We start from the raw sequence: 25093 nt of genomic DNA, 5'->3' as shown, positions 1-25093 counted from the left end.
GGCCCGGTCAGCGGCGCTCGCGGGCCCAGACCACCTTCAGCTGCGGCGAGGCGAGGATGTCCCGCTCGCAGAAGCGCGCCGTGACCCAGCGTTCCCGGGAGAACAGCCGCGTCTGGTCGGCGGAGTGCGGCGAGCCCGGGTTCGAGGACTGGCCGTACGTCAGCAGGGTGCGCGCCACCGGGCAGTGGCCGCGGTCCCAGCCGACCGCCTGGATGTGGCTGGAGCCGTGCGTGACCTCCGCGTAGCCGCCGGCCGCCGCGTTCCACGGCGCCTCGATCTTGTTCCAGACGCCGAGCGCCTCCGTACCGCCGCCCACCGGCAGTTTCTGCCCGCCCCGCACCACGAACTGGTGCTCGCCCAGCGGGGCGTCCAGTGCGATCCCGGCCGCCCTCAGCTCGGCCACCGCGTCCGCGAGCGCCCGCCCGAGGCCGGGCGCCGCCTGGTTGAGCGTACGGGGGGTGCGTACGGGATCGGCCGCCGAGAACGGCACCAGCCACAGGTCCTTGGCCGCGGTCGAAGCCGTCAGCCGGCGCCAGAACCGGTCGAAGAGCAACGCGCCGCGGCTGGCGCTGTCGGCCGTACGGTCCCAGCCCGCCAGCACGGGGCAGGCGGCCGAGACGTCCACCGCGCTCCCGTCGCTGCCCGTGGCCGTACCGCCGGGCAGCGCGGCGCAGGCCTTCGCCGCGTCCGCCGCCGCCAGGTCACCGGCCGGGACCCGGTTGGCGAACTGCTGCTCCTCCAGGTCGACCACGGTCAGCCGGCCCTTCGCGGCCATCGCCGACACGTCCTCGATCGCGCCGCGCGTGCGCAGCGAACGCGGGGTGGCGACGTTGCCCCAGACCCGCTCGTAGCCGGTCAGCGGACGGTCGGCATGGGCGAGCCAGGCGCTGTCGTTGGAGTTCTCGGCGTACGGGGCGTCGCGCAGCGTCGGCGCCTTGCCGGGGCCGAAGACGCCCGGCTGCACCGCGTCCGCATCCGAGCCGAGCGCGCAGTCCGTGCGCGAGCCGTCCAGCACGGCCAGTCCCGAGGCCGGGTAGGTGGCCCGGCCCAGCGGGGTGGAGCAGCGGTCCGCGAGCTCGTCGGTGATCCGCGGGAGCACCTGGGACTGGGTGAAGAGGGTGCCGCCCGCGGAGTCGGCGGCCACCGTGTTGACCCACGGCAGGCCCTGGGTGCGTGCCAGGGCGTCCTGGATCCCGGAGACCGAGCGTGCCCTGCCCATCGCCAGGGCGGTGTCGGAGCCGCGCAGGTTCGCGGCATTGGGGTCGTTCAGCGCGTACGCCGTACCGGCCGTCCAGGGCAGCGGCAGGCCCGCGCCGAGGTTCGAGACCACCGGTCCGTAGCGCGTCCACCACTGGGTACGGGTGACCGGATCGCCGCCGGACACCGGGACGGTGACGGTCCGCCGGGTCATCCGCTCCGGCTTGCCGTCGACCAGGTAGGCGGTCGCGTCGGCCGGGTCGAGCGTGAGTTGGTGCAGGCTGACGGGGGTGCCCGTGGCCACGGTGTGGCTCCAGGCCACCTTCTCGTTGAAACCGATGTTGACGACGGCGGTGCCGAGGAGGGAGCCGCCCGAGACGTTCAGTTCGCCGGGGATGGTCTGCTGCGACTGCCAGAACCGGCGCCCGCCCTGCCACGGGTAGTGCGGGTTCCCGAGGAGGAGCCCGCTGCCGCTCGCCGTGGTGGAACCGGCGAAGGCGACCGCGTTGGAACCCATGTCGTACCGGCTGGTGTCGAAGAACTCCCGCGCGGCCTCGGCCGCCGCCGCCGGATCGGGCGCGGAGGCCGGATCGGGCGCGGGGGCCGGGCCGGGGGCCGTCGCCGAGCCCGGCGCAGCGGCGGCGGGCGGCTGGGCGGCGGGCGGCTGGGCGGCCGTGATGCCGTCGATCCCGCGCCCCTGGCCGCCGAGGACGGAGACCGCGAAGCCGCGGGCGGCCACGTCGGTGGTGGTGACCGGGCGGACCCAGCCGGCGCCCTTGCAGGCCGGGTCGTCGATCCTGTGCTGGGCGAGCCAGGCGTTGTACCCGGCGGCCCAGCCGCGCATCAGCTCTTTGAGGTCCTTGGTGGGACCGGCCGGGGCGGGGGTCGCCAGCAGCTTCTCCACCGTGCCGGACTCCCGGACGCCCTTGAAGTACAGGTCGCTGGAGAGGTTCCGGGTCGCGGAGGAGAGGGATCCGTCGGGTGCGGCGTCGGGTCCGAACCAGCGCGAACGTTCGCCGGCGACGGTCACGAACCCGTCGGCGAGGACACAGACCTGGTCGGCCGCCTGGGCCCAGCCGGTGCCGAAGCCGAGCTGGGCGTAGTCGCGGGCGAGGATGTGCGGGATGCCGTTCTCGGTGTACCGGATGACGGCGGACAGACCGCCGCCGGCCGGTATCCGGTCCCCGGTCGCCGCCGAGGCCTGCGGCACCGCGGCCGTCGCGGCGAGCAGCGCGGCGCCGGTGAGGGCGACACGGCGGAGTATCGGACGGGTGCTGAGGTGCAAGATGCCTCCCAAGTAGCCTGCGGGTGGGCATGGTTGCCCGTGGGACAGGCGGTGCGTCCGTGCCCCCACACTCATGCAGGCGGTCCGATGATCTGTCAACATCCCGTTTGGTATCCCGGTCATTGACCTCCGGCGTGCGGGAGGACGAGGATCACGCCATGAGGGCAGACCGAGCGGTGCGGGCAGAGCGAGCGGTGCGGGACGACACGGTCGACGGGCTGGTGCGCGCCAGCGCCCTACGGGTCCCCGACCGCCTCGCCGTCCGCTACCGGGACCGCAGGTGGACCTACGCGGAACTCGACGCGGCCGTCACCACCGGCGCCGCCGTCCTGCGGGAGCGGTACGGACTGGCCGCGGGCGACCGCGTCGCCACCTTCGCCCACAACTGCGACGCCTACCTCCTCGCGTTCCTGGCCTGCGCCCGGGCCGGACTCACCCACGTCCCGGTGAACCAGAACCTCACCGGCGAGGACCTCGCGTACATCCTGGACAACTCCGGGAGCGCCCTGGTCCTCGCCGATCCGGACCTGGCGGGGCGGATCGGCTCCGGGTATCCCGTACGGGCGCTGCGCGACGCTCCCGGCTCGTTCCTCGCGGAACTGACCGAGCCGTCGGCCTTTGCACACACCGGCACGGACACGGACGCGGACGCGGAGGTGGACGCGGACCCCGGCCGGGTGGCGCAGCTGCTCTACACCTCGGGGACCACCGCCCTGCCCAAGGGCGCCGTAATGACCCACCGGGCCCTCGCCCACGAGTACGAGAGCGCGATCGAGGCGCTGGACCTGGCCGAGGAGGACCGGCCGGTGCACTCGCTGCCGCTGTACCACTCGGCGCAGATGCACGTCTTCCTCCTGCCGTACCTCGCGGTGGGGGCGCGCAACACCATCCTGGACGCGCCGGTGGCGGAGCAGGTCTTCGACCTGGTGGAGGCGGGGGAGGCGGACAGCCTCTTCGCCCCGCCCACCGTGTGGATCGGCCTGGCCAACCACCCGGAGTTCGCGGCGCGCGAGCTGGGCGCGCTGCGCAAGGCGTACTACGGGGCCTCGATCATGCCGGTCCCGGTCCTGGAACGGCTGCGGGCGCGGCTGCCCGGGCTCGGCTTCTACAACTGCTTCGGGCAGAGCGAGATCGGGCCGCTGGCCACCGTGCTCGGGCCGGACGAGCACGAGGGGCGGATGGACTCCTGCGGGCGGCCGGTCCGCCACGTCGAGGCGAAGGTCGTCGACGAGGACGGCAAGGACGTCCCGGACGGCACGGCGGGCGAGGTGGTCTACCGCTCGCCGCAGCTGTGCCTCGGCTACTGGAACGACCCGGCGGCCACGGAGAAGGCCTTCCGGGACGGCTGGTTCCGCTCGGGCGACCTCGCGGTGCGCGACGCGCAGGGCTACTTCACGGTCGTGGACCGGGTGAAGGACGTCATCAACTCGGGCGGGGTGCTGGTCGCCTCGCGCCAGGTCGAGGACGTGCTCTACACCCACCCGGGAGTCGCCGCGGCGGCCGTGGTCGGGCTGCCGGACGAGCGGTGGATCGAGGCGGTCACGGCGGTGGTGGTCCCGCGCGGGGAGGTGACGGAGGCGGAGCTGATGACGTACGCGCGGGAGCGGCTCGCGCACTTCAAGGCCCCGAAGCGGATCCTCTTCGTGGACGCCCTCCCGCGCAACGCCAGCGGCAAGATCCTCAAGCGCGAACTCCGCGACCGCTTCGCCACCCCGACGGCCTAGGTGCGCTGTCCCGTCCGGGTCAGGTCGGCCTGACCCGGACGGGCCGGCCGGTTCAGTGCGGCGGGCGCGGCCAGTGGGGATGCGGGGCGTGGGGCGGGAAGGCCTCGGGGGGCAGGTGCCCGCTGCGGCGCAGGCGCCGCAGGGTCAGGTGTTCGTGTACGAGGCGGCCGACGAGGGCGCCGCCGTAGACCACGAAGCCGACACCGACCAGCCAGGACTGGACGACCAGCAGGGTGCCGAAGGGGCCGTAGGTCACCGCGTTGGACGCGATCAGCGGGGAGAACACCAGCTGCGAGAAGACCCGCAGCCCCAGCAGCCCGAGGCTGGTCGCCACCGCTCCCGGGACCAGGGCGCGCCAGCGGACCCGGCCGCCGAGCAGCAGGCGCTGGGAGCCGATGAAGAACAGGCAGGTGCCGAGGAGGTCGCCCACCGTGCCGACGACCGTGCCGATGACGTCGTCCGAGGGCGCGGGGATCTCCACGAGCAGGGCCAGGTAGCAGACCAGCAGGGCGAGCCAGACGACGTGCCGCCACATGGTGTGCCAGCGGGCCGTCGGCAGGTCCCAGACCTTCTCGTAGCCGGTCTGCACGGCCGAACCGAAGGTCAGGCCGAACACGGCGAGGGCGGCCAGGCCGAACGCGGTGGTCCGCTCCAGCGCCAGGTCCGCGGCGCCGAACAGCATCTCGACCCGGGCCCGCGAGGACGGCGCCACCCCGAGGGCCTGCCCGAGCCACCGGCCGAAGCCGGAACCACTGCCCGGTGCGGCGGCCGCGACGACCACCAGCAGCGGCACCAGGGTGAGGAACCCGAGGGCCGCGAAGCCCATCGCCCGGTGCATCAGCTCCATCTCCCGGCCCCGGCTCCAGGCCAGCCCGATCTGGGAGCCCTGAAGCCGGTCGTGCAGCTGCCGGAAGAACGAGGTCACAGGTCATGCACTACCCGCGAGGGTGATCGGGCTCCCGCCAGCCGCCCCGAATTGGGCCCGAAGAGGTGGTTTCAGCCGCCCGGACGCCTGTCCGCCGCATCCGCCGCTCCACGGAGGTCCACCATCCGCTTGATCTTCCCGACCGAACGCTCCAGCGTCTCCGGGTCGACCACCTCGACCCGGACGGAGACCCCGATCCCCTCCTTGACGGCCCGGACCACCTGGGCGGCCGCGGCCTCCCGCCCGCCGGCGTCCGTCTCCCGGCGCGCCTCGACCCGTACCGTCAGGGCGTCCATCCGGCCCTCCCGGGTCAGGCGCAGCTGGAAGTGCGGAGCCAGTCCGGCCGTCCGCAGGAGTATCTCCTCGATCTGGGTCGGGTACAGGTTCACCCCGCGCAGGATGATCATGTCGTCGCTGCGGCCCGTGATCTTCTCCATGCGGCGGAAGGCGGGCCGGGCCGTACCGGGCAGCAGCCGCGTCAGATCCCGGGTGCGGTAACGGATGACGGGCATGGCCTCCTTGGTGAGCGAGGTGAACACCAGCTCGCCCTGCTCGCCCTCCGGCAGGACCGCGCCCGTCAGCGGATCGACCACCTCCGGGTAGAAGTGGTCCTCCCAGATGTGCAGGCCGTCCTTGTGCGACGCGAATTCCTGCGCCACGCCCGGCCCCATGACCTCGGACAGGCCGTAGATGTCCACCGCGTCGATGCCCAGCCGCTCCTCGATCTCCCGGCGCATCTCCTCGGTCCACGGCTCCGCCCCGAAGATGCCGGTGCGCAGCGAGGTGGCCCGGGGATCGATGCCCTGGCGCTCCATCTCGTCGAGCAGGGTCAGCATGTAGGACGGGGTCACCATGATGACCTCCGGCCGGAAGTCCTCGATGAGCCGGACCTGGCGGTCGGTCATCCCGCCCGAGGCCGGCACGACCGTACAGCCGAGGCGCTCGGCACCGTAGTGCGCGCCGAGGCCGCCGGTGAAGAGCCCGTAGCCGTAGGCGATGTGGACGATCTGGCCGGGCCGGCCGCCCGCCGCGCGTATGGATCGGGCCACGACATCGGCCCAGGTGGAAAGATCCCCGTCGGTGTACCCCACGACCGTGGGCCGCCCGGTGGTGCCGCTGGAGGCGTGGATGCGCCGCACCTCGGACCGCGGCACGGCGAACATCCCGAAGGGGTACTGCTCGCGCAGATCGGCCTTGGCGGTGAAGGGGAACAGGGCGAGATCGGCGAGCGAGCGGCAGTCGTCCGGATGGACGCCCGCCTTGTCGAAGGCATGCCGGTAGAACGGCACGTTCTCGTAGGCGCGGTGCAGGGTCGCGCGCAGCCGCGCCAGCTGGAGGGCGGCCAGCTCCTCGCGGCTCAGCCGCTCGCCCTCGTCGTGGAGATCCGCGTGCACTGCCATGCCGTCACCTCATCCTGAGCCAACCGAACGATCATTCGGTAGATTGCCAGGATCGGGCAGGTGAAAGCAATGACTCGAACGAGTGATCGTCTGTTCTGATGGCTCCCATGCCTACCTTCACCACCTACGACGGAACCGAACTCGCCTATCACCCGCACGGCGAGGGCGAACCGCTGATCTGCCTCCCGGGCGGCGCGATGCGGGCCTCCGCGTACCTCGGTGACCTCGGCGGGCTGGCCGCCGGCCGCCGTCTCATCCTGCTCGACCTGCGCGGTACGGGCGACTCCGCGATACCGGCGGACGAGTCGATCTACCGCGTCGACCACCAGGTCGCCGACGTCGAGGCCCTCCGGACGCACCTCGGCCTGGCGCGCGTGGACCTCCTCGCGCACTCGGCCGGCGGCAACCTCGCCCTGCTCTACGCGGCCGCGCACCCGCGGCGGCTGGGCCGGACCGTCCTGGTCACCCCCACCGCGTGGGCCGTGGACCTCCCGGTCACCCCGGAGCAGCGGCTGGAGGCGGCCCGGCTGCGCGCGGGAACCGAGCCGTACGACACGGCCATCGCGGCCTACGAGCGCATCCTCGGGGGCGAGAGCCGTGGCGAGGCGGACTGGGACCTGGCCGCGCCGCTGTTCTACGGGCGCTGGGACGAGACCGCCCGGGCGCACTGCGCGGCGAACGGACGGCAGCAGAACGAGAAGGCCGCCCACGCCTACGCTGGCCCCGGCGCGTTCGATCCGCCCGCCACCCGGGAAGCCCTGCGGAAGCTCACGGGAGAGGTGCTGGTGCTGGCCGGGGAGCTGGACGGCAACCCCGGCCCGGCGCTGGCGGCCCGACTCGCCGCGCTGTTCCCCGCGGGGTCGCTCGACGTCCAGTCCGGGGCCGGGCACTTCCCGTGGCTGGACGACGCCTCCTGGTTCGCCGCCCGGGTGGAGCGCTTCCTGTCCACGGGGGCCTGACCGGCCCGGCCCCGCCGCACAGGCGACATTGTCGGTCAATCGTGGGGTTGAGGCGGGGCGTCCACGCTCGACTGCCACGTGGTGCGAGCGTTTCCGTGAGCGGCGCTGTCCTCTGCGGCGCTGATCTCTCGCTCGTCCGTACGAAAGCGGGCTGAGCATCGCAGTTGTCCTTACGGGGCAGCTGTGAGGTTCTGACCGCTCTTCCGTGACGCCTACGGCTGGAGGAGGACGCGCGCTCTGAGCAGAGCGAAGGAGGCCAGCCCACGCCAGCGCTCCCGCGAGGGTGTGAACTTCCACAACACCCTGTGGGAGCGTCCGGACGTGCGCAAGCGGTGGGTCCTGCGGGCCCGCAACGAAGTATCCGTCCGGGAGGTCTCCGACGCCCTGGCCTGGAATGTCGCCGCTGGCCGCGACCGCATCCTGCCCACCCACCTCGTGGGCTCCACCGTGGTGGACGCGGTGCTCCACAGCTTCGCCGACGCCGTCGAGATGGACCGCGACAGGACGAGCGGCCCAGGCGAGGACAGGCTCTGGATGCTGTACGTTTCGAGCCCGGTCGCGGAGACGCTCGGCTGGTTCATCCGCCACCACCCCTAGGCCGCTCACCACGACATCGGCGAGATCATGCACGAGAGTATTGCGTTCGCGCTGGGACGGCACGGGGAACACTCGCCGACGGCGACGGTGTTGACGGCGGCAACGTCTGCGGAAACTGGAACTGTCCAGCGCTCGCGCACCGGAGGGCTCGCCAAGCTGCAGGTCGGCCCTGAAACCGGCGTCAGGAGCGCGCGAGTCGGGCCGCGAGGTAGGGCGCGGTGGCGCTGCGGCGGGCTCTGGCCACCTTGGCCGGCGGACCCGCCGCGACCACCCGCCCGCCCGCGTCGCCGCCGCCCGGCCCGAGGTCGATGACCCAGTCGGCGGTGGTGATCGTGTCCAGGTCGTGCTCGACGAGGACGACCGTGTTGCCGGCGTCGACGAGCCGGTGCAGCTGTCGCAGCAGCAGCGCGACGTCCGAGGGGTGCAGCCCCGCCGTCGGCTCGTCCAGCAGATAGAGCGCGTGGCCGCGGCGGGCCCGCTGCAGTTCGGTGGCCAGTTTGATGCGTTGCGCCTCACCACCGCTGAGTTCCGTCGCGGGCTGCCCCAGCCGCAGGTACCCCAGTCCAACCTCGCGCAACGTTTCCAGACTGCGGGAGGCGGCCGGGACGGCGGACAGGAACTCGGCGGCGGCGTCGACGGACAGCCCCAGCACTTCCGCGATGTTCTTGCCGCGGTAGGTGACCTCCAGCGTTTCGGCATTGTACCGGGCGCCCCGGCAGGTCGGGCACGGTGCGTAGGTGCCGGGCAGGAAGAGCAGTTCCACCGCGACGAACCCCTCGCCCTGGCAGGTCTCGCACCGTCCTTCGGGCACGTTGAAGGAGAACCGCCCGGCCGAGTAGCCGCGCGCCCGGGCCTCGTCCGTCGCCGCGTACAGCTTCCGCACCGCGTCGAACATCCCCGTGTACGTGGCCAGGTTGGAGCGGGGAGTCCGGCCGATGGGCCGTTGGTCGACCCGGACCAGCCGGTCGAACGACTCGACCCCCGACGCGTCCTGGACGTCAACGACCAGCTGCGCCTCATCGGGCTCCTCGGGTGCGAGTCCGAGGTGGCCGCGGACGACCTCGGCGAGCACCTGCGTCACCAGCGTCGACTTTCCGGAACCGGACACGCCCGTCACCGCCGTCAGTACGCACAGCGGTACGTCGACGGACACGTCGTGCAGATTGTGGCGGGAGACGCCCCTCAGGTGCAGCCAGCCATGGGGGGTGCGCGGGCGGTGAGCGAGCGGTGTGGCGCGCCCGAACAGGTACTGGCTCGTGGCCGACTCCGCCACCCGCTCCAGACCGGCGACCGGGCCGCTGTACAGCACGCGGCCGCCACCCTCGCCCGCGCCGGGGCCGATGTCGACCACCCAGTCCGCCCGCCGTACGACGTCCATGTCGTGCTCCACGACGAACAGCGAGTTGCCCGCCGCCTTGAGGCGCTCCAGCACGTCCAGCAGCGGTTCCGCGTCAGCCGGGTGCAGGCCCGCGGAGGGCTCGTCCAGGACGTAGACGACGCCGAACAGCCCCGAGCGCAGCTGGGTGGCGATCCGCAGGCGCTGCGCCTCGCCGGGCGACAAGGTCGTCGAGCGGCGCCCGAGGCTGAGATATCCGAGGCCCAGGTCGAGCAGTACGTCGATCCGCGCGACCAGGTCGCCGCAGATGCGGACAGCGACCTCGGTCGTCTCCCCGGACCGGGCGGTCGACGTGGTGGCGTCGGCCTCGGACCGCCCCGCGACGGGCCGCAGCAGCCCCACGACCTCGGTGAGCGGCATCGCGTTGATCTCGGCGATGGAACGTCCGGCGAAGGTCACGGCGAGCGCCTCGGGCCGCAGTCCGCTGCCGTGACACTCCGGGCAGGGCACGCTCCTGACGAACCGGAGCGCCCGTTCGCGCATCTTCTCGCTCTTGGAGTCGGCGAGGACGTGCATGACGTGCTTGCGGGCGCTCCAGAACTTGCCCTGGTAGCCGTAGTCGACGCGGTCTTCTTCCGGCTCGACGTACACGGAGGGCTGCTCGTCCGCGTACAGCAGCCAGTGCCGGTCCTTCTTCTTTAGCCTGCGCCACGGTCGGTCGATGTCGATCCCCAGGCCGCTCACGACACTGCGCAGGTTGGCTCCCTGCCACGCGCCCGGCCAGGCGGCGATCGCCCCCTCGCGGATGCTGAGCGAGGGGTCCGGGACGAGCAGGTCCTCGGCGACGTCGTGCACGACGCCCAGTCCGTGGCATTCGGGGCAGGCGCCGGCCGCGGTGTTGGGTGAGAATGACTCGGCTTCCAGCCGTTCGGCCCGGGGTGGGTAGGTGCCGGCGCGGGAGTACAGCATGCGCAGCAGATTGGACAGCGTGGTGAGCGTGCCGACCGTCGAGCGCGAGCTGGGCGACCCGCGCCGCTGCTGCAGGGCCACAGCCGGTGGCAGTCCGGTGATTTCTCGCACATGCGGTGCACCGACCTGCTGCAACAGCCTTCGGGCGTACGGTGCCACGGACTCGAAATAGCGTCGTTGGGCCTCCGCATAGAGCGTGCCGAAAGCGAGCGAGGACTTTCCCGAACCGGAGACGCCTGTGAAGGCGACCATCGCGTCCCGCGGAACGTCGACGTCGATGTTCCGCAGGTTGTTCTCACTGGCGCCCCGGACATGCACGAAGGGGTCGGTCGCGTCCTTGTTCACCGTTCCTGACTACCTGATCGCGCCGGAAACCGCGCGACAGGCGCCGTCACCGGGCCTCGCTCACACGAGCGTCCGGAGCGGGTCGGGCTCATCCGGGTGGAGCGTCACATTCGCCCAGGTCAGAGGTTCTGGAGGCTGGTTGCGGCCTTGGCCTTCCGTAGGCGGTGACGGAAGGATCCCCATGGTCAGCTGCAGTCCCACCAGTGCGGGAAGGGGCGATCCGGGCAGACGCGACACTCGAAGACGTACACCGAGCCCACTCCGCCTGGATCCAGGCCCGTGGGGTCTACGGGGACTGCCCGGCCGCCGTCCTCCTCCCGGTCCTGGGAAAGGCACCACACCGGGGGGCAGGTGCGAGCGGAAGGCCTGGACGACCGGCCCCATCGGCACCCTGGAGCTGCTCGGCAGGCCGTCGCTGAAGGCGTGATGTCTGCGAGCGCAGACCGGGCAGGCCTCGTCTGTGGGCCACAACACCGGCCCGCCCACGGAGCTCTCGGTTGTCGATGGCGCACCCCTCTTGGGTGCATGCGCACCGTGTCCCCCGCCCACGCGGCGAGCCCTGGAACCCAGCTGACCATGTCGACGGGACGTGGCGGCGTCCGCCGTCATGCCACGCCTCCACAGGAGACCGAGTCCATCAGATGATCATTCATGGCCGGAACCCTGGCCAGACAGGGTGAACGCCGTAGTCGACCGAACAGGCCAGGGTATCTGCGTCGAGGCAGAGGGTCTGTGCGGAAACCCCCGGCGTGGGACGTACAGAATGCTCGGCTGGGAGTCGGAGCGGGTCCGTCCGCCCCCGGCACCCCTACTTCGCCGTGTCGGCCTGCGTCGCCACCGTCTTCGCCCAGCGGTAGTCCGCCTTGCCGCTCGGGGAGCGTTGGATGGCGGGGGCGATGACCAGCTGGCGGGGGATCTTGTAGCCCGCCAGGCGGGTGCGGCAGTGGCTCTGGATCTCGTCCAGGGTCGGCGCCGGTGAACCGGGGCGGACCTGTACCACCGCGGCCACGTGGCTGCCCCACGTCGGGTCCGGGACGCCGGCGACCAGGGCGTCGTACACGTCGGGGTGGGACTTCAGCGCCTGTTCCACCTCCTCCGGGTACACCTTCTCGCCGCCCGTGTTGATGCACTGCGAGCCGCGCCCGAGCACCGTGACGATGCCCTCCTCGTCGACCGTCGCCATGTCGCCGAGCAGCACCCAGCGCTCGGCGCCCTTCTGGAAGAACGTCTCGGCGGTCTTGGCCGGGTCGTTGTAGTAGCCGAGCGGTACGTGCCCGCGCTGCGCGAGCCGCCCCGGTTCGCCCACCGCGACCGGCTCGTGCGTCACCGGGTCCACCACCTGCGTACGGTCGTTGACCACCAGGCGGAAGCCCTTCTCCGGGCCGGAGTCGTCCGCCGCGCGGCCGTTGGAGCCGGACTCGGACGACCCGAAGTTGTTCAGGAGCAGTACGTTCGGCACCAGCCGCTGGAACTCCGCGCGCACCGTCTCCGACATGATCGCCCCGGACGAGGACACGCTGAACAGCGAGGACAGGTCCGTGCCCCGGAGCGGGCCCTTCAGGGCGTCGATGAGCGGCCTGAGCATCGCGTCGCCGACCAGCGACACGCTCGACACCTTCTCCTTCTCGATCGTGCGCAGCACCTCCTCCGGCGCGTACTTGCGGTGGATGACCACCCGCTGGCCGTAGTTGAAGGCGATGAACGAGGTCAGCGTCGACGTGCCGTGCATCAGCGGGGGAGCGGGGAAGAAGGTGAGCCCGGCCCCCTTGGACGCGACCCGTTCGGCCAGCTCCTCCGGCCTCTTCACCGGCTCGCCCGACGGCTCCCCGCCGAAGAGCCCCGCGAAGAAGAGGTCCTCGGCCCGCCACATGACGCCCTTGGGCATGCCGGTGGTGCCGCCCGTGTAGATGATGAACAGGTCGTCGGGGGAGCGGGGCGGGAAGCCGCGCTCGGGCGAGCCGGCCGCCTCGGCGTCCTCGTACGCGACCGGGGCGATCGAGGGCTCCCGGGCGCCCTCGGGGACCTCGCCGACCCGGATCAGGTGCCGGAGCCGCGTCGTCTGCGGCAGCGCCGCCGCGACCCGCTCGGTGAACTCGCCCTCGAAGACGAGCGCGGCGAGGTCGGCGTCGTTGTAGAGGTAGACCAGCTCCTCCTCCACGTACCGGTAGTTGACGTTCACGGGGACCAGCCGGGCCTTCAGGCAGGCCAGTACGGTCTGGAGGTACTCGACCCCGTTGTAGAGGTGCAGCCCCAGGTGCTCGCCGGGCTTCAGCCCGCTGTCCAGCAGGTGGTGCGCGATCCGGTTGGCCGCCGCGTCGAGCTCGGCGTACGTGAGGCGGCGCTCCGCGCCGGTCCCGGGGTGGTCCACGTAGACGAGGGCCTCACGGTCCGGGACCACGTCCACGACCGACTCGAACAGGTCGGCAAGGTTGTACTCCACCGTTCCTCCTGACCCCGGATGTTCCCGATGTTCCCGATGTTCCCGACGACTGGCCCCGTGGCCGGCCCGCTCCGGCGGTCATTAGAGCGTCGGAGCCGGCAACTGGGAAGGGCGCCGCCCAAGAAATCTGACTGAGTGTCAGAAAACTATTGAACTGCACCCGCCCCTACTGCAACCTGTTCTAGGTCTTGAGACGGGAGGACGGCAATGGGTGGGACGGAACACCTGACCGTGGAACGGCACGGCGCCACGCTGGTGCTCACCATGAACAGGCCCGAGGCGAAGAACGCGCTCTCGCTGCCGCTGCTGGTGGGGCTGTACGACGGCTGGCTGGAGGCGGACGCCGACGACACGATCCGCTCCGTCGTCCTGACCGGCGCCGGCGGGGACTTCTGCGCCGGCATGGACCTCAAGGCGCTGGCCGGGAAGGGGATGGCGGGCGACCAGTACCGGGACCGCCTCAAGGCCGATCCCGACCTGCACTGGAAGGCGATGCTCCGTCACCACCGGCCCCGCAAACCGGTGATCGCGGCGGTGGAGGGGTACTGCGTGGCCGGCGGCACCGAGATCCTCCAGGGTACGGACATCCGGGTGGCGGGCGAGGGGGCCACCTTCGGGCTCTTCGAGGTCAAGCGGGGCCTCTTCCCGATCGGCGGCTCCACGGTGCGGCTGCCGCGCCAGATCCCGCGTACGCACGCCCTGGAGATGCTGCTGACCGGCCGCCCGTACTCCGCGCGGGAGGCGGAGCGGATCGGGCTCGTGGGGCGGGTCGTGCCGGACGGCACGGCGCTGGAGGCCGCGCTGGAGACCGCGGAGCGGATCAACGCGTGCGGGCCGCTGGCGGTGGAGGCGGTGAAGGCGTCGGTCTACGAGACCGCCGAGCTGACGGAGACGGAGGGGCTGGCCTCGGAGTTGCTGCGGGGGTGGCCGATCTTCGACACCGCGGATGCGAAGGAGGGGGCGCGGGCCTTCGCGGAGAAGCGGCCCGCGGTGTATCGGCGGGAGTAGCCGCCGCCGCGTCGCTCGCGGGGCTCTGCCCCTGACCCCGCGCCTCGATCGCCGGCGGGGCTGAAGGTGCCCAGGGCTCCGCCCCGGACCCCGCGCCTCAAACGCCGGCGGGGCTGTATGTGCCGGCGGGGCCGGGATGTCCGCGGAGGTCAATGATCGGGGCTCCGCCCCGGACCCCGCGCCTCAAACGCCGGCGGGGCTGTATGGGCCGGATTTGTCGGAATCAATGCATCGGAGAGCCACCATGACCGCTGCCTCCCCACCGGAGGTGCTCCGCGCGCCTCTCGTCGTCGAGTTCCCCTTCACCCGGTCCCTCGGGCCCGTTCAGAGTGCCTTCCTCACCGGGCTGCGCGAAGGCGTCGTCCTCGGGGTGCGGACCTCCGGCGGAAAGGTGATGGTGCCGCCCGTCGAGTACGACCCCGTCACCGCCGAGGAGATCCGCGACCTCGTCGAGGTCGCCGCCACCGGCACCGTCACCACCTGGGCCTGGAACGACCGGCCCCGCCCCAACCAGCCCCTGGACACCCCCTTCGCCTGGGTGCTGGTCAAGCTCGACGGCGCGGACACCGCCCTGCTCCACGCCCTCGACGCGCCCGGCCCCGAGGCCGTGCGCACCGGCATGCGGGTGCGCGTCCGCTGGGCCGCCGAGCGCACCGGGGCCATCACCGACATCGCCTGCTTCGAACCGTACGAGGGCCCCGCGGGCGGCGGGGCCGCCCCGCACGACGGGGAGTTCGCCGACCCCGTCACCGGCATCGTCGCGCAGGCCCGCCTGGACTACGTCTACAGCCCCGGCCGCGCCCAGACCGCGTACATCAACGCCCTCTCCGAGCAGAAGACCGTCGGCGAGCGCTGCCCCTCCTGCCACAAGGTGTACGTCCCTCCGCGCGGCGCCTGCCCCACCTGCGGGGTGGCCACCACCGACCAGGTGGAGGTCGGCCCGGCGGGCACGGTCACCACCTACTGCATCGTCAACATCAAGGCCAGGAACCTCGACATCGAGGTCCCGTACGTCTACGCCCACATCGCCCTCGACGGCGCCGGCCTCGCCCTCCACGGCCGGATCGGCGGCATCCCGTACGACCAGGTGCGCATGGGCCTGCGGGTCGAGCCCGTGTGGACCGAGGGCGGCCGCTACCCCGACCACTACCGCCCCACCGGCGAGCCGGACGCGGACTACGACGCGTACAAGGAGCTCATCTGATGGCCCGATACGCCCGTGAGGTCGCGGTGGTCGCCTTCGCGCAGAGCGACCACCTGCGCCGCACCGACGAACTCAGCGAAGTCGAGATGGTCATGCCGGTCCTCCACCAGGTGCTGGCCGCGACCGGCCTGAAGGCCGGGGAGATCGGCTTCACCTGCTCCGGCTCCAGCGACTACCTGGCCGGCCGGGCCTTCTCCTTCACCATGACCCTCGACGGGGTCGGCGCCTGGCCGCCGATCTCCGAGTCGCACGTGGAGATGGACGGCGCCTGGGCCCTCTACGAGGCCTGGGTCAAGATCCAGACCGGCGAGGCCGACACCGCGCTCGTCTACTCGTACGGAAAGACCTCGCCGGGGTCCGTGCGCGATGTGCTGACCCGCCAGCTGGACCCGTACTACCTCGCTCCGCTCTGGCCCGACTCGGTGGCCCTCGCCGCCCTCCAGGCCCAGGCCCTCATCGACGCCGGCGAGACCGACGAGGCCGCCCTGGCCACGATCGGGGCGCGCAGCCGGGCCGCCGCCGAGACCAACCCGCACGCCCAGCTGAGCGGTCCGGTGCCGCAGGGCGACTACCAGGTCCGGCCGCTGCGCACCGGGGACTGCCCGCCCATCGGCGACGGCGTGGCCGCCGTGATTTTGGCGGCCGGCGACCTCGCCCGGCAGCTGTGCGCACGCCCGGCCTGGATCACCGGCATCGACCACCGCATCGAGGCCCACGGCCTGGGGCTGCGCGACCTCACCGACTCCCCGTCCACCCGGATCGCCGCCGAACACGCGGGCGTCTTCGAGGCGCCCGTGGACACGGCGGAACTGCACGCCCCGTTCTCCTCCCAGGAGGTCGTGCTCCGCAAGGCGCTCGGGCTCGGGGACGGCGTCGCCGTCAACCCCTCCGGGGGCGCGCTCGCCGCCAACCCGGTCATGGCCGCCGGCCTGATCCGCATCGGCGAGGCGGCCGCCCGCATCCACCGCGGCGAGTCCGACCGGGCCGTCGCCCACGCCACCTCCGGCCCCTGCCTCCAGCAGAACCTGGTCGCCGTCCTGGAAGGGGACCGAGCATGAGCACCACGGGCAAGGAGCCGGTGGCCGTCGTCGGGATCGGCCAGACCAAGCACGTGGCCGCCCGCCACGACGTCTCCATCGCCGGACTGGTCCGCGAGGCGGCGGCGCGCGCCCTCGCCGACGCCGAGCTGACCTGGGCGGACATCGACGCGGTCGTCATCGGCAAGGCCCCCGACTTCTTCGAGGGGGTGATGATGCCGGAGCTGTACCTGGCGGACGCCCTCGGCGCGGTCGGCAAGCCGATGCTGCGCGTGCACACGGCCGGTTCCGTCGGCGGGTCCACCGCCCTGGTCGCCTCCAACCTCGTCGCGGCGCGCGTCCACCGGACCGTGCTCACCCTCGCCTTCGAGAAGCAGTCCGAGTCGAACGCCATGTGGGGGCTCTCCCTCCCCGTCCCCTTCCAGCAGCCGCTGCTGGCCGGCGCGGGCGGGTTCTTCGCCCCGCACGTGCGCGCGTACATGCGGCGCACCGGCGCGCCCGACACGGTGGGCTCGCTCGTCGCCTACAAGGACCGGCGCAACGCGCTGAAGAACCCGTACGCGCACCTGCACGAGCACGACATCACCCTGGAGAAGGTCCAGGCCTCGCCGATGCTGTGGGACCCGATCCGGTACTCCGAGACCTGCCCCTCCTCGGACGGCGCCTGCGCGATGATCCTCACCGACCGGGCGGGCGCGGCCCGTTCGCCGAAGCCGGCCGCCTGGGTGCACGGCGGGGCGATGCGCAGCGAGCCCACCCTCTTCGCCGGCAAGGACTTCGTCTCGCCGCAGGCCGGCAAGGACTGCGCGGCCGACGTCTACCGGCAGGCGGGGATCACCGATCCGCGCCGGGAGGTCGACGCGGTGGAGATGTACGTGCCGTTCTCCTGGTACGAGCCGATGTGGCTGGAGAACCTCGGCTTCGCGGCGGAGGGCGAGGGCTGGAAGCTCACCGAGGCGGGCGTGACGGAACTCGACGGGGACCTTCCGGTCAACCCGTCCGGCGGAGTCCTGTCCACCAACCCGATCGGCGCCTCCGGCATGATCCGCTTCGCGGAAGCGGCCCTCCAAGTCCGCGGCCTGGCCGGGGAACACCAGGTTCCGGGCGCCCGGCGCGCCCTGGGTCACGCGTACGGCGGCGGCGCCCAGTTCTTCGCGATGTGGCTGGTGGGGGCGGAGGAGCCCACGTCCTGACGGCGGCTCGGCCGGCCTCGGCGGGACGGGCCCGGGGTACGGGACAGGCCACGGTGACTCACCGTGGCCTGTGCGCCACGCGCTGCGGTGGTTAACCTTGCCCCCGGACGACGTACCGGGAGGAGCACGCACGTGGCCGAGAGCATGATTTCGCAACCCCTCGCCGGCTGGGGCAAGCCGGACCTCGATCTCACCGAGGCGGACTGGCAGTCGAGCAGCCGGGGGGCGGGTGACGTCCAGATCGCCTTCGTGGAGGGCTTCATCGCGATGCGCAACAGCGAGCGGCCGGAGAGCCCATCGCTGATCTTCACGCCGGACGAGTGGCACAAGTTCGTGCTGAACGCCCGCGGCGGGGAGTTCGACCTCACCTAGGTCTGTACGCGCGGCACCACCGGGCGCGGAGCCGCCGCCCCGGTGGCCGCGCACACCCCGCCCCCCGGCCCGCATCCCTGGCCGGCCGCCCGCATCCCCCTTGCCGACCGCGGAGCGCCCCGGCAGGATGAACCCATGTCGATCATCCGCCGAAAGGGCGATGCCGCGTAGACGGCCCGGCGCGCTGCGCGCCGAACGAGGAACGTACGAGGACCGGCGGCCACCCGCCTGGACGCGGCCACTCCCGCCCGTGGACCGGCTGCCGCCCGATGCCGCTGCCGCCGCCCACTGGGGCCGGCCCGGCCGAGCCGCCGACATCGCGGAACTGCTCGGCAGGTACCGGAGCTTCCTGCGCCGCCCCGGCAGCAGACTGCTCCTGGGCCCCTCCCCTTGCCCCGGCTGCCCGGGCTGCGCACGCGAGGACATCGCCGTCGTCCGCGACGAACTGGCCGACATCCAGCGGGCCCTGCCGCCCGTCGCCCGGACCGCGCTGGGCCGCGTCCTACGGGGCCTGGACGCGCAGTTCCTCCGTCGCACGCTTCCCGACCCCGACCCGCCCGCCGACCGGTGGGCGGACTGGCGCGGCCGTCCGCGCGCCTGGTGGCACCAGCGGCTCTACGACGACACGTGAGCCGGCGCCGGCCGGGACGCCCGGCCGATGGTCCCCAATCGGGCATATCGGGACGATGGGTAGGGTGGGGGCATGAGTGGAGAGAACGATCTGCGCAAGCTCCTGAGCGGTATGCGGCCCGAGTTGAACGAGGGACGGTACGTGTTCTGCACCGTGCCCGGAGGCACGGTGCCCGCCGGCACCGCCCCCGTCGCCACCGTTCTGGAGCGGGAGGGGCTCACTCTGGTGCTGCGGCAGGAGGAGGCCGACGCGGCCGGGCTGCCGTACGACTATGTCGCCGGGTGGATCACCCTCCGCGTCCACTCCGCCCTCGACGCCGTCGGCCTCACCGCAGCCTTCGCCGCCGAACTCGCCGCGCACGGACTGAGCTGCAACGTCATCGCCGGCTACCACCACGACCACCTCTTCGTGGCAGCGGACCGGGCCGCCGAGGCGGTGGCCGTCCTGGAGGGGCTCGCAGCGCGTTCGGCACGGGACTGACACCCCCGGGATACCCCCCGGGATACCTCCGGAAGGTCGGTTGTAAAGAAGATCGGATTCTTTCCGCACTGTGGGTCACCTCGCCCTGTGCGCGGGCGTACGCTGATCTCCCGAACAGGCCTGGGGGGTACCAGCCATGACGGACCGCCGGACCCGCAAGCGGCGGCGGCGTACGATGGTCGAACGCGAGGCCGAACTCGCCACCGTCGACGAGGCCCTGGACCAGCTCACCGGTCCCGGGCCGGACGCCGGCGGCGCGCTGCTCGCGTTCTCCGGCCCGGCCGGACTCGGCAAGACCACCCTGCTCGCCGAACTGTGCCGCCGCGCCCACGCCCGCTCCTGCACCGTCCTCGCCGCCCGCGGCGGGGAACAGGAGCAGACCCAGCCCTTCCACGTCGCCCGCCAGCTGATCCAGCCCCAGCTGGCCGGGACCTCCGAGCAGGAACTGCGCGCGGCCCTCGGGAGCTGGTATTCCATCGTCGGGCCGGCCCTCGGGCTGTGCGCCCCCGAACAGGGCGCCCCGCCCGACCCCCAGGGCCTGCGTGACGGACTCGACTGGGTCCTCACCCACCTCGTCGTCAAACGCGCCCCCGTCACCCTCGTCCTCGACGACGCCCACTGGGCCGACCCCGAGTCCCTGGGCTGGCTCGCCGCCTTCGCCCCGCGCGCCGAACACCTCCCGCTGCTCCTCGTCGTCGCCTACCGGCCCGACGAACTCCCCGCGGACGCCGAGGCGTTCCGTACGCTGCCGGGCCGGGCGGGACAGCGCCCGCTGCCCCTCGCGCCGCTCACCCCGGCCGCCGTCGCCGCCCTCGTCCGCGAATGGCTCGGCGACCACGCCGACGACGCCTTCTGCCAGGAGGCCTGGGCCGTCACCTCCGGAAACCCCTTCGAGGCCGTCGAACTCGCCGCCAAGGTCCGCGAGAAGGGCCTGACCCCGGTGGAGGCGAACGCCCCGCTGCTGAGCGACCTCGTCGCCGCCCAGCGCGGCAGTGGCCTCGCCGCCCGCCTCGAACGCCTCGGCCCCTCCACCGTCCGCTTCGCCTGGGCCTGCGCCGTCCTCGGCACCGCGATCCCGCAGGACCTCGCCGCCCGGGTCGCCGCCCTCGGCACCGAGGAGGCCGTGGACGCCACCGAGCGGCTGCGCGACGCGCGCATCCTGTCCGCCGCCACGGAAGAGCCCGACGCGGGGCTGGAGTTCGTCCACCCGCTCATCGCCACCGGGATCTACCGCGCCATCCCCGACGCGCTCCGCGTCGCCCTGCACGGCAAGGCCGCCGCGGCCGTCGTCGACGCCGGACTCGGCGCCTCCGCCGCCGCCCGCCACCTGCTGGAGACCCACCCCGAGAACGACCCGTGGGTCGTGCGCATCCTGCGCGAGGCAGCCGGCGAGAACCTCCGCGCCGGCGCCCCCGAGGCCGCCCGCCGCCAGCTCGCCCGCGCGCTGCGCGAACCCCCGGACTTCGACGAGCGCGCGGCCGTGCTCTACGAACTCGGCTGCGCCTCCCTGCTCACCGAGCCCGCCAACACCGTCAACCACCTGCGCGCCGCGCTCGCCGAGCCCTTCGACGACCCGGCGCTGCGCCAGGGCATCGTCATCCGGCTGGCCCAGGTGCTCGCGCACAGCGACCGCCTCGCCGAGGCCTCGGAGTCCCTGGCGCGGGAGATCCCGAACACCCAGGACGTCCGCGCCCGACTGCGCCTGCAGTCGGAGCAGTTCATGTGGGACGCATTCAACGCCGCCGAGACCGACTCGCCGGCCCGCTCGCGGCGCCTCGCCCGGCTCGCCGACCGGCTCACCGGCCGCGATCTCACCGAGCGGTACGTCATCGGGCTGCGGGCCTGGGACGCCTGCCTGCGGGGCGAGCCGGTGGACGTGGTGCTGCACCACGCCGGACGGGTGCTGGAGCGGCCCTTCAGCTGGGCCCACGAGGACCGCGGCTTCGAGGTCCCGGTCCTGGTCGCGATGGCCCACATGTACGCCGACCGGCCGGGCCGGGCCGAGGAGCTGTTCGAGGCGGGCACCGCCGAGTTCGAGCGGCAGGGCTGGCGCGGGGCGCACCTCTCCTTCGCCTACAGCCTGCGCGCCTACATCCGCTACCGGCGCGGCCGGCTCGCCGAGGCCGAGGAGCTGGCACGGGCCGGGCTGCGGCTGGCCGAACGCGTGGGCCGGCGCACCCCCGTGCACTGGTACGCCATAGCCATCCTCCTCACCACGCTGCTCGCGCGCGGCCGGATCGACGAGGCCTGGGAGCTGGCACGGGAGCACGAGTACGGCAGGCCCTTCCCGGCGGCCGTGGTCTTCCCCGACTCCCAGACGGTCTACGCCGAACTACTACTGGCCCGCGGCCAGGTACGGGCGGCCGTCGCCGAACTGGAGGAGGTCGACCGGCGGCTGACCCCGCGCGGCATCCAGAACCCGGCGTGGTGCCCGTGGCAGCTGCACCTGGCCCGGGCCGTCGTCGCGGACGATCCGCACCGGGCGCGCGCCCTGGCCGGCGACGCAGTCCGGCGGGCCCGTGCCTTCGGCGCCCCTTCGGGCATCGGCCAGGCGCTGCGGGTGGCGGCCGAGGTCGCGGCCCCGGAGGACCGGGTCGGGCTGCTGGAAGAGGCGGTCGGCCTGCTCGCGCAGGCACCGGCGGGCTACGAACTGGCCCGCGCCCTGGGCGCGCTCGGCGCGGAACTGCGGGACGCGGACCTGCTGGCGCGGGCGGTGGTGACGGCCCGGGAATGCGGCGCCGACGGGCTGGTGGCCCGGGCGACCGACGTCCTGCTCGGGCTGGGCGGCACCGTGCCGTGCGGGCCGGACGGCAAGGGTGGCGAGCACGAGCTCACGGAGGAGGAGCTCCGGGCGGCGCGCCGGGCCGCGGGCGAGCCCGCCCCCGACGGCTCCGTCCGCCCCGCACGGACCCCGGAATGGGACCTGTCCGCGGCCTGCCGCAAGCTCGGCACCGACCTCCCGGGTCTGCCGGCCGCCCTGAAGGCGTACGCACCGTAGGCCTGCGGGCGGACGTATGGTGTTGAACCTGTTCAGACGGTTTCGCCCGGAGAGCGAGGCGGGAGATTCCACCGTCCGGCGGCAGGGTCAACCACATGGATCACGGTGAACGCGTCTCCCGCTTCCGGAGCACACATCGGCATTCGAAAGGCCGTCCGCCGTGCCTTCGACCTCGGCGCGCACCTGGGCGGCGTGCGCCGCTACCGGGCACCCGTCCTGCGGGAACGGCTTTTCACGGCCCCACCGGACCCCGCGGGCCTCGGCCTCCCGCAGGCCCGGCCGCCCCCGAGGAGCTGACGGAACGGGTCGCGCAGGGCGCCCGGGAGCAGGCGGAGCTGCTCCGGGAGCTGGGTCCGGACACCCCGGGGTGGACCTGGTCGGCCGAGCGGACCGGCTGGAGCCCGGGTCCACCACCCCGGCGGACGTCGAGGCCGCCGGGACGGCCTCGGACCTCGCCCTCTTCCTCCGGCGGCGGCTGCCGCCCCCGCCCTGCGGGCCACGGCCGGTGACGCCGCCCTCGTTCCCCCCGTCCGAGCGGCCGGCCCCGCGCCGCCCGGCCCGGGCGGCGCGCGCGATCCCCGGACGGCGCCGGGATCAGGGCCCCCGGGCCGGAAAACCCGTGCGGCCACGTACCATGGCGGCATGTCCTTCCTCCGCCGCCACCGCGCCGCCACACCCGCCGGCCCGGACTTCGACGTCCTGGCCATGGACCCGGGGGACTGGCCGGGCAATCTCGGGGCCGGGCTGCTGCCCGCGCCCGACGGCAGCTGCCAGGGTGTCTTCCTCCGCTACGACCTGTTCGGCGGACGCGGCCCCGCGATGATCATCGGAAACCTCCCCGAGGGGTCCCCGGCCCGGGACCTCTCCGACGGCGAGGTCCCCTTCGAGGTGGCCCAGCTCCTCGACGCCCTGGAGAACGACGAGGACGTCGAGGTCACCGGCGTCGAGGACTGCCCCGTCATGCAGGGCGACAACCTCCTCATCGTCCGGAAGATCAAGCTGTCCGAGTCCCGCATCTCCTGCGTCCAGTTCGACCGCAGTGACAACGTGCTGGTGACCATCGCCAGCTGGGACCGGCCGATCACCGATGACCTCTACGCCCTCCTGAAGCCGCTCCCCGCCGAGCTCTTCCAGCAGGGCTAGGCCGTCTCGCCCTGACCTCTCCGCCGGGCCGTCACGCGTCCGCGATGTCGTTCGCCGCCACGTAGCCGAACGTCATCGCGGGCCCGATCGTCGACCCGGCCCCCGCGTAGCTGTGGCCCATCACCGCCGCGCTCGCGTTGCCCGCCGCGTACAGGCCCCGGATCACCGAGCCGTCCGGCCGCAGCGCCCGGGCGCGTGCGTCCGTCACGATGCCGCCCTTCGTCCCCAGGTCCCCGGGCACGATCTTGAACGCGTAGAACGGCGGGGCCCAGATCGGCGCCAGGCACGAGTTCGGCTGCACGTTCGGGTCCGTGTAGTAGTGGTCGTACGCCGTGTCGCCCCGGTGGAAGTCGGCGTCGGTACCGCTCCACGCCTGCGCGTTGAACCGGTTGAGCGTCGCCCGCAGCGCCCCCGCCGGAACCCCGATCTGGCCGGCCAGCGCGTCCCACGTCCACGCCTTCTTCGCCGCGCCCGCCTGGTACCAGGCATCGGGGAAGGCGAGCGTCGGCAGGATGTCCTTGAACAGGTACTTGTTGCGGTAGTTCTGATCCACGATCAGCCACGCCGGTATGTGCGAACCGGTGGCACCCCGGTCCTTCTCGTACATCACGTGCACCACATCGCTGTACGGCGCCGCCTCGTTGACGAACCGCGCCCCGTTCGCGTTCACGATCAGCCCGCCCGGCAGGGTCCGTTCGGCGAGGCAGAAGTACGGCTCCCCGGGCAGCGGGATCGACGGCCCCCACCACGCGTCCTCCATCAGGGCCAGCGCCGCCCCGGCCCGCTGCCCCGCCCGGATCCCGTCGCCGGTGTTCTCCTTCGCGCCCACCGACCACTGCGTGCCGATCGGCTGCTGCTGGTACTGCGCCCGCATCGCCGCGTTGTGCTCGAAGCCTCCCGAGCCGACCACCACGCCGCGCCGCGCCCGTACGGTCCCCCGTACGCCCTCCTTCTCCACCACCACGCCGGTGACCGCGCCGCCCTCCTGGACCAGGTCGACCAGCGGGCTGTTCAGCCACACCGGCACCCCGGCCCGCTGGAGCCCCGCGCGCAGCCCCGCCGCGAGGGACTGGCCCATCGTCAGCGGCTTCTCCCCGCACAGCGCCGCCTTCGTGCCGCGCGCCAGGCACTCGGTGGACACCGCGAGCCCCTTGGCGCTCACCGCCGCGAGGTTCAGCCACTTGTAGTCCTGGCTGAAGACCACCATGCCGGCGGGGACGGGCATGTACGCCGGGTTCAGCCGGGCCAACTCGGCGCCGAGGATGTTGCCGTCGAGCTGGTCCGGCTCGATGGACCGGCCGTTCGGCAGGCCGCCCGGCAGGTCGGGGTAGTAGTCGCTGTACCCCTCCATGAACCGGAACCTGAGCGGGCTGTTGGCCATCACGAAGTCCAGCATCCGCGGGCCGTTGGACAGGAAGGCGGCCTGGCGGTCGGCCGGCACCTCCGGTCCGACCACGGCCGCGAGGTACGCCGCCGCCTTCTGCGGGGTGTCCGGAACCCCGGCGCCCAGGATCACGGAGTTGTTCGGCAGCCAGATGCCGGCCCCGGAACGGGCGGCCGAACCGCCGAAGGTGGGAGCCTTCTCGACGACCAGCACGCTCAGCCCCCGCTTGGCGGCGGTGAGCGCCGCGGTCATCCCGGCGGCCCCGCACCCGACCACGACGACGTCGAACTCACCGAGCGGGGGGCCGTCCTGGGCGGCGGCCCGCGCCGCGGCCGGCGGGAGCACGGCGGCGGCGAGCACCCCGGCCCCCGTACCGGCGAGGACCGTACGTCTCGACGGGAGGGTTCCGGGGGAGGTGCGTGAAGCGCTTGCGGACATGGGCAGGCTCCAGCGGTGTGGGGAGGAC

At 73.0% G+C, this 25093-nt stretch carries 18 protein-coding genes; 12 read left to right on the top strand and 6 right to left on the bottom strand.

The window, feature by feature from the left end; all coding sequences use genetic code 11:
* Positions 1–7: 7 nt before the first annotated feature.
* Positions 8–2482 (bottom strand): penicillin acylase family protein, encoded by a 2475-nt coding sequence (locus ACZ6JT_RS21585; RefSeq protein WP_469211920.1) that lies wholly within the window; start codon positions 2480–2482, stop codon positions 8–10.
* A 158-nt stretch (positions 2483–2640) separates the two neighbouring features.
* Between ACZ6JT_RS21585 and ACZ6JT_RS21580 the strand changes: the two genes are divergently transcribed.
* A complete protein-coding gene (locus ACZ6JT_RS21580; protein WP_469211918.1) occupies positions 2641–4206 on the top strand; it encodes a fatty acyl-CoA synthetase in 1566 nt (521 codons plus the stop codon).
* A gap of 52 nt (positions 4207–4258) precedes the next feature.
* Here ACZ6JT_RS21580 and ACZ6JT_RS21575 read toward each other — a convergent pair whose 3' ends face one another.
* Both ACZ6JT_RS21575 and paaK read right to left on the bottom strand, forming a co-directional pair.
* Positions 4259–5131, bottom strand: coding sequence for a YhjD/YihY/BrkB family envelope integrity protein (locus ACZ6JT_RS21575; protein WP_469211917.1), 873 nt, complete (start codon positions 5129–5131; stop codon positions 4259–4261).
* Positions 5132–5202: 71 nt separating this feature from the next.
* Positions 5203–6531 carry a phenylacetate--CoA ligase PaaK gene (gene paaK / locus ACZ6JT_RS21570; RefSeq protein WP_469211916.1) on the bottom strand — a complete coding sequence of 443 codons (1329 nt, stop codon included), beginning with the start codon at positions 6529–6531 and terminating at the stop codon, positions 5203–5205.
* 107 nt (positions 6532–6638) lie between these two features.
* Here paaK and ACZ6JT_RS21565 point away from each other — a divergent pair, with 107 nt between their 5' ends.
* Positions 6639–7490: an alpha/beta fold hydrolase gene (locus tag ACZ6JT_RS21565; protein ID WP_469211914.1), complete on the top strand. Its 852-nt coding sequence runs from the start codon at positions 6639–6641 to the stop codon at positions 7488–7490.
* A 285-nt stretch (positions 7491–7775) separates the two neighbouring features.
* Positions 7776–8087: a hypothetical protein gene (locus ACZ6JT_RS21560; protein ID WP_469211912.1), complete on the top strand. Its 312-nt coding sequence runs from the start codon at positions 7776–7778 to the stop codon at positions 8085–8087.
* A gap of 181 nt (positions 8088–8268) precedes the next feature.
* Here ACZ6JT_RS21560 and uvrA read toward each other — a convergent pair whose 3' ends face one another.
* Positions 8269–10737: an excinuclease ABC subunit UvrA gene (gene uvrA / locus ACZ6JT_RS21555; RefSeq protein ID WP_469211910.1), complete on the bottom strand. Its 2469-nt coding sequence runs from the start codon at positions 10735–10737 to the stop codon at positions 8269–8271.
* 808 nt (positions 10738–11545) lie between these two features.
* A complete protein-coding gene (locus tag ACZ6JT_RS21550) occupies positions 11546–13177 on the bottom strand; it encodes an acyl-CoA synthetase (RefSeq protein ID WP_469211908.1) in 1632 nt (543 codons plus the stop codon).
* Between the two features lie 207 nt (positions 13178–13384).
* Here ACZ6JT_RS21550 and ACZ6JT_RS21545 point away from each other — a divergent pair, with 207 nt between their 5' ends.
* The 9 genes from ACZ6JT_RS21545 to ACZ6JT_RS21505 all read left to right on the top strand — a co-directional run bounded on the left by ACZ6JT_RS21545 (position 13385) and on the right by ACZ6JT_RS21505 (position 23243).
* Complete coding sequence (locus ACZ6JT_RS21545) at positions 13385–14185, top strand: crotonase/enoyl-CoA hydratase family protein (RefSeq protein ID WP_469211906.1); 801 nt, start codon at positions 13385–13387, stop codon at positions 14183–14185.
* A 244-nt stretch (positions 14186–14429) separates the two neighbouring features.
* Positions 14430–15389: a Zn-ribbon domain-containing OB-fold protein gene (locus tag ACZ6JT_RS21540; protein WP_469211904.1), complete on the top strand. Its 960-nt coding sequence runs from the start codon at positions 14430–14432 to the stop codon at positions 15387–15389.
* Positions 15389–16447, top strand: coding sequence for a thiolase domain-containing protein (locus ACZ6JT_RS21535; RefSeq protein ID WP_469211902.1), 1059 nt, complete (start codon positions 15389–15391; stop codon positions 16445–16447). Before ACZ6JT_RS21540 ends, ACZ6JT_RS21535 begins: the two co-directional genes overlap by 1 nt.
* Complete coding sequence (locus ACZ6JT_RS21530) at positions 16444–17619, top strand: thiolase domain-containing protein (protein WP_469211901.1); 1176 nt, start codon at positions 16444–16446, stop codon at positions 17617–17619. The genes ACZ6JT_RS21535 and ACZ6JT_RS21530 overlap by 4 nt, the downstream gene beginning before the upstream one ends.
* Before the next feature lie 132 nt (positions 17620–17751).
* Positions 17752–17991 (top strand): DUF397 domain-containing protein, encoded by a 240-nt coding sequence (locus ACZ6JT_RS21525; RefSeq protein ID WP_030714395.1) that lies wholly within the window; start codon positions 17752–17754, stop codon positions 17989–17991.
* 160 nt (positions 17992–18151) lie between these two features.
* On the top strand, positions 18152–18622 hold the full coding sequence (locus ACZ6JT_RS21520; protein ID WP_469211900.1) for a hypothetical protein: 471 nt from the start codon (positions 18152–18154) through the stop codon (positions 18620–18622).
* Positions 18623–18694: 72 nt separating this feature from the next.
* Positions 18695–19102: an ACT domain-containing protein gene (locus ACZ6JT_RS21515; RefSeq protein WP_469211898.1), complete on the top strand. Its 408-nt coding sequence runs from the start codon at positions 18695–18697 to the stop codon at positions 19100–19102.
* A 136-nt stretch (positions 19103–19238) separates the two neighbouring features.
* On the top strand, positions 19239–22100 hold the full coding sequence (locus ACZ6JT_RS21510; protein ID WP_469211896.1) for an ATP-binding protein: 2862 nt from the start codon (positions 19239–19241) through the stop codon (positions 22098–22100).
* A gap of 642 nt (positions 22101–22742) precedes the next feature.
* Positions 22743–23243: a hypothetical protein gene (locus ACZ6JT_RS21505; protein WP_365473909.1), complete on the top strand. Its 501-nt coding sequence runs from the start codon at positions 22743–22745 to the stop codon at positions 23241–23243.
* A 31-nt stretch (positions 23244–23274) separates the two neighbouring features.
* Here ACZ6JT_RS21505 and kstD read toward each other — a convergent pair whose 3' ends face one another.
* Complete coding sequence (gene kstD, locus ACZ6JT_RS21500; RefSeq protein WP_469211894.1) at positions 23275–25065, bottom strand: 3-oxosteroid 1-dehydrogenase; 1791 nt, start codon at positions 25063–25065, stop codon at positions 23275–23277.
* Between the last annotated feature and the right edge of the window lie 28 nt (positions 25066–25093).

The sequence above is a fragment of the Streptomyces sp. NPDC046308 genome (genome assembly GCF_055588065.1).
This window is presented reverse-complemented; position numbering and strand designations above follow the sequence as displayed.

Coding starts and splice junctions, on each gene's coding strand:
- ACZ6JT_RS21535 (WP_469211902.1), top strand. CDS start 15,389: ATGGCCCGATACGCCCGTGAGGTCGCGGTGGTCGCCTTCGCGCAGAGC.
- ACZ6JT_RS21520 (WP_469211900.1), top strand. CDS start 18,152: ATGCCGCGTAGACGGCCCGGCGCGCTGCGCGCCGAACGAGGAACGTAC.
- kstD (WP_469211894.1), bottom strand. CDS start 25,065: ATGTCCGCAAGCGCTTCACGCACCTCCCCCGGAACCCTCCCGTCGAGA.
- paaK (WP_469211916.1), bottom strand. CDS start 6,531: ATGGCAGTGCACGCGGATCTCCACGACGAGGGCGAGCGGCTGAGCCGC.
- ACZ6JT_RS21530 (WP_469211901.1), top strand. CDS start 16,444: ATGAGCACCACGGGCAAGGAGCCGGTGGCCGTCGTCGGGATCGGCCAG.
- ACZ6JT_RS21565 (WP_469211914.1), top strand. CDS start 6,639: ATGCCTACCTTCACCACCTACGACGGAACCGAACTCGCCTATCACCCG.
- ACZ6JT_RS21545 (WP_469211906.1), top strand. CDS start 13,385: ATGGGTGGGACGGAACACCTGACCGTGGAACGGCACGGCGCCACGCTG.
- ACZ6JT_RS21580 (WP_469211918.1), top strand. CDS start 2,641: ATGAGGGCAGACCGAGCGGTGCGGGCAGAGCGAGCGGTGCGGGACGAC.
- ACZ6JT_RS21505 (WP_365473909.1), top strand. CDS start 22,743: ATGTCCTTCCTCCGCCGCCACCGCGCCGCCACACCCGCCGGCCCGGAC.
- ACZ6JT_RS21515 (WP_469211898.1), top strand. CDS start 18,695: ATGAGTGGAGAGAACGATCTGCGCAAGCTCCTGAGCGGTATGCGGCCC.
- ACZ6JT_RS21540 (WP_469211904.1), top strand. CDS start 14,430: ATGACCGCTGCCTCCCCACCGGAGGTGCTCCGCGCGCCTCTCGTCGTC.
- ACZ6JT_RS21510 (WP_469211896.1), top strand. CDS start 19,239: ATGACGGACCGCCGGACCCGCAAGCGGCGGCGGCGTACGATGGTCGAA.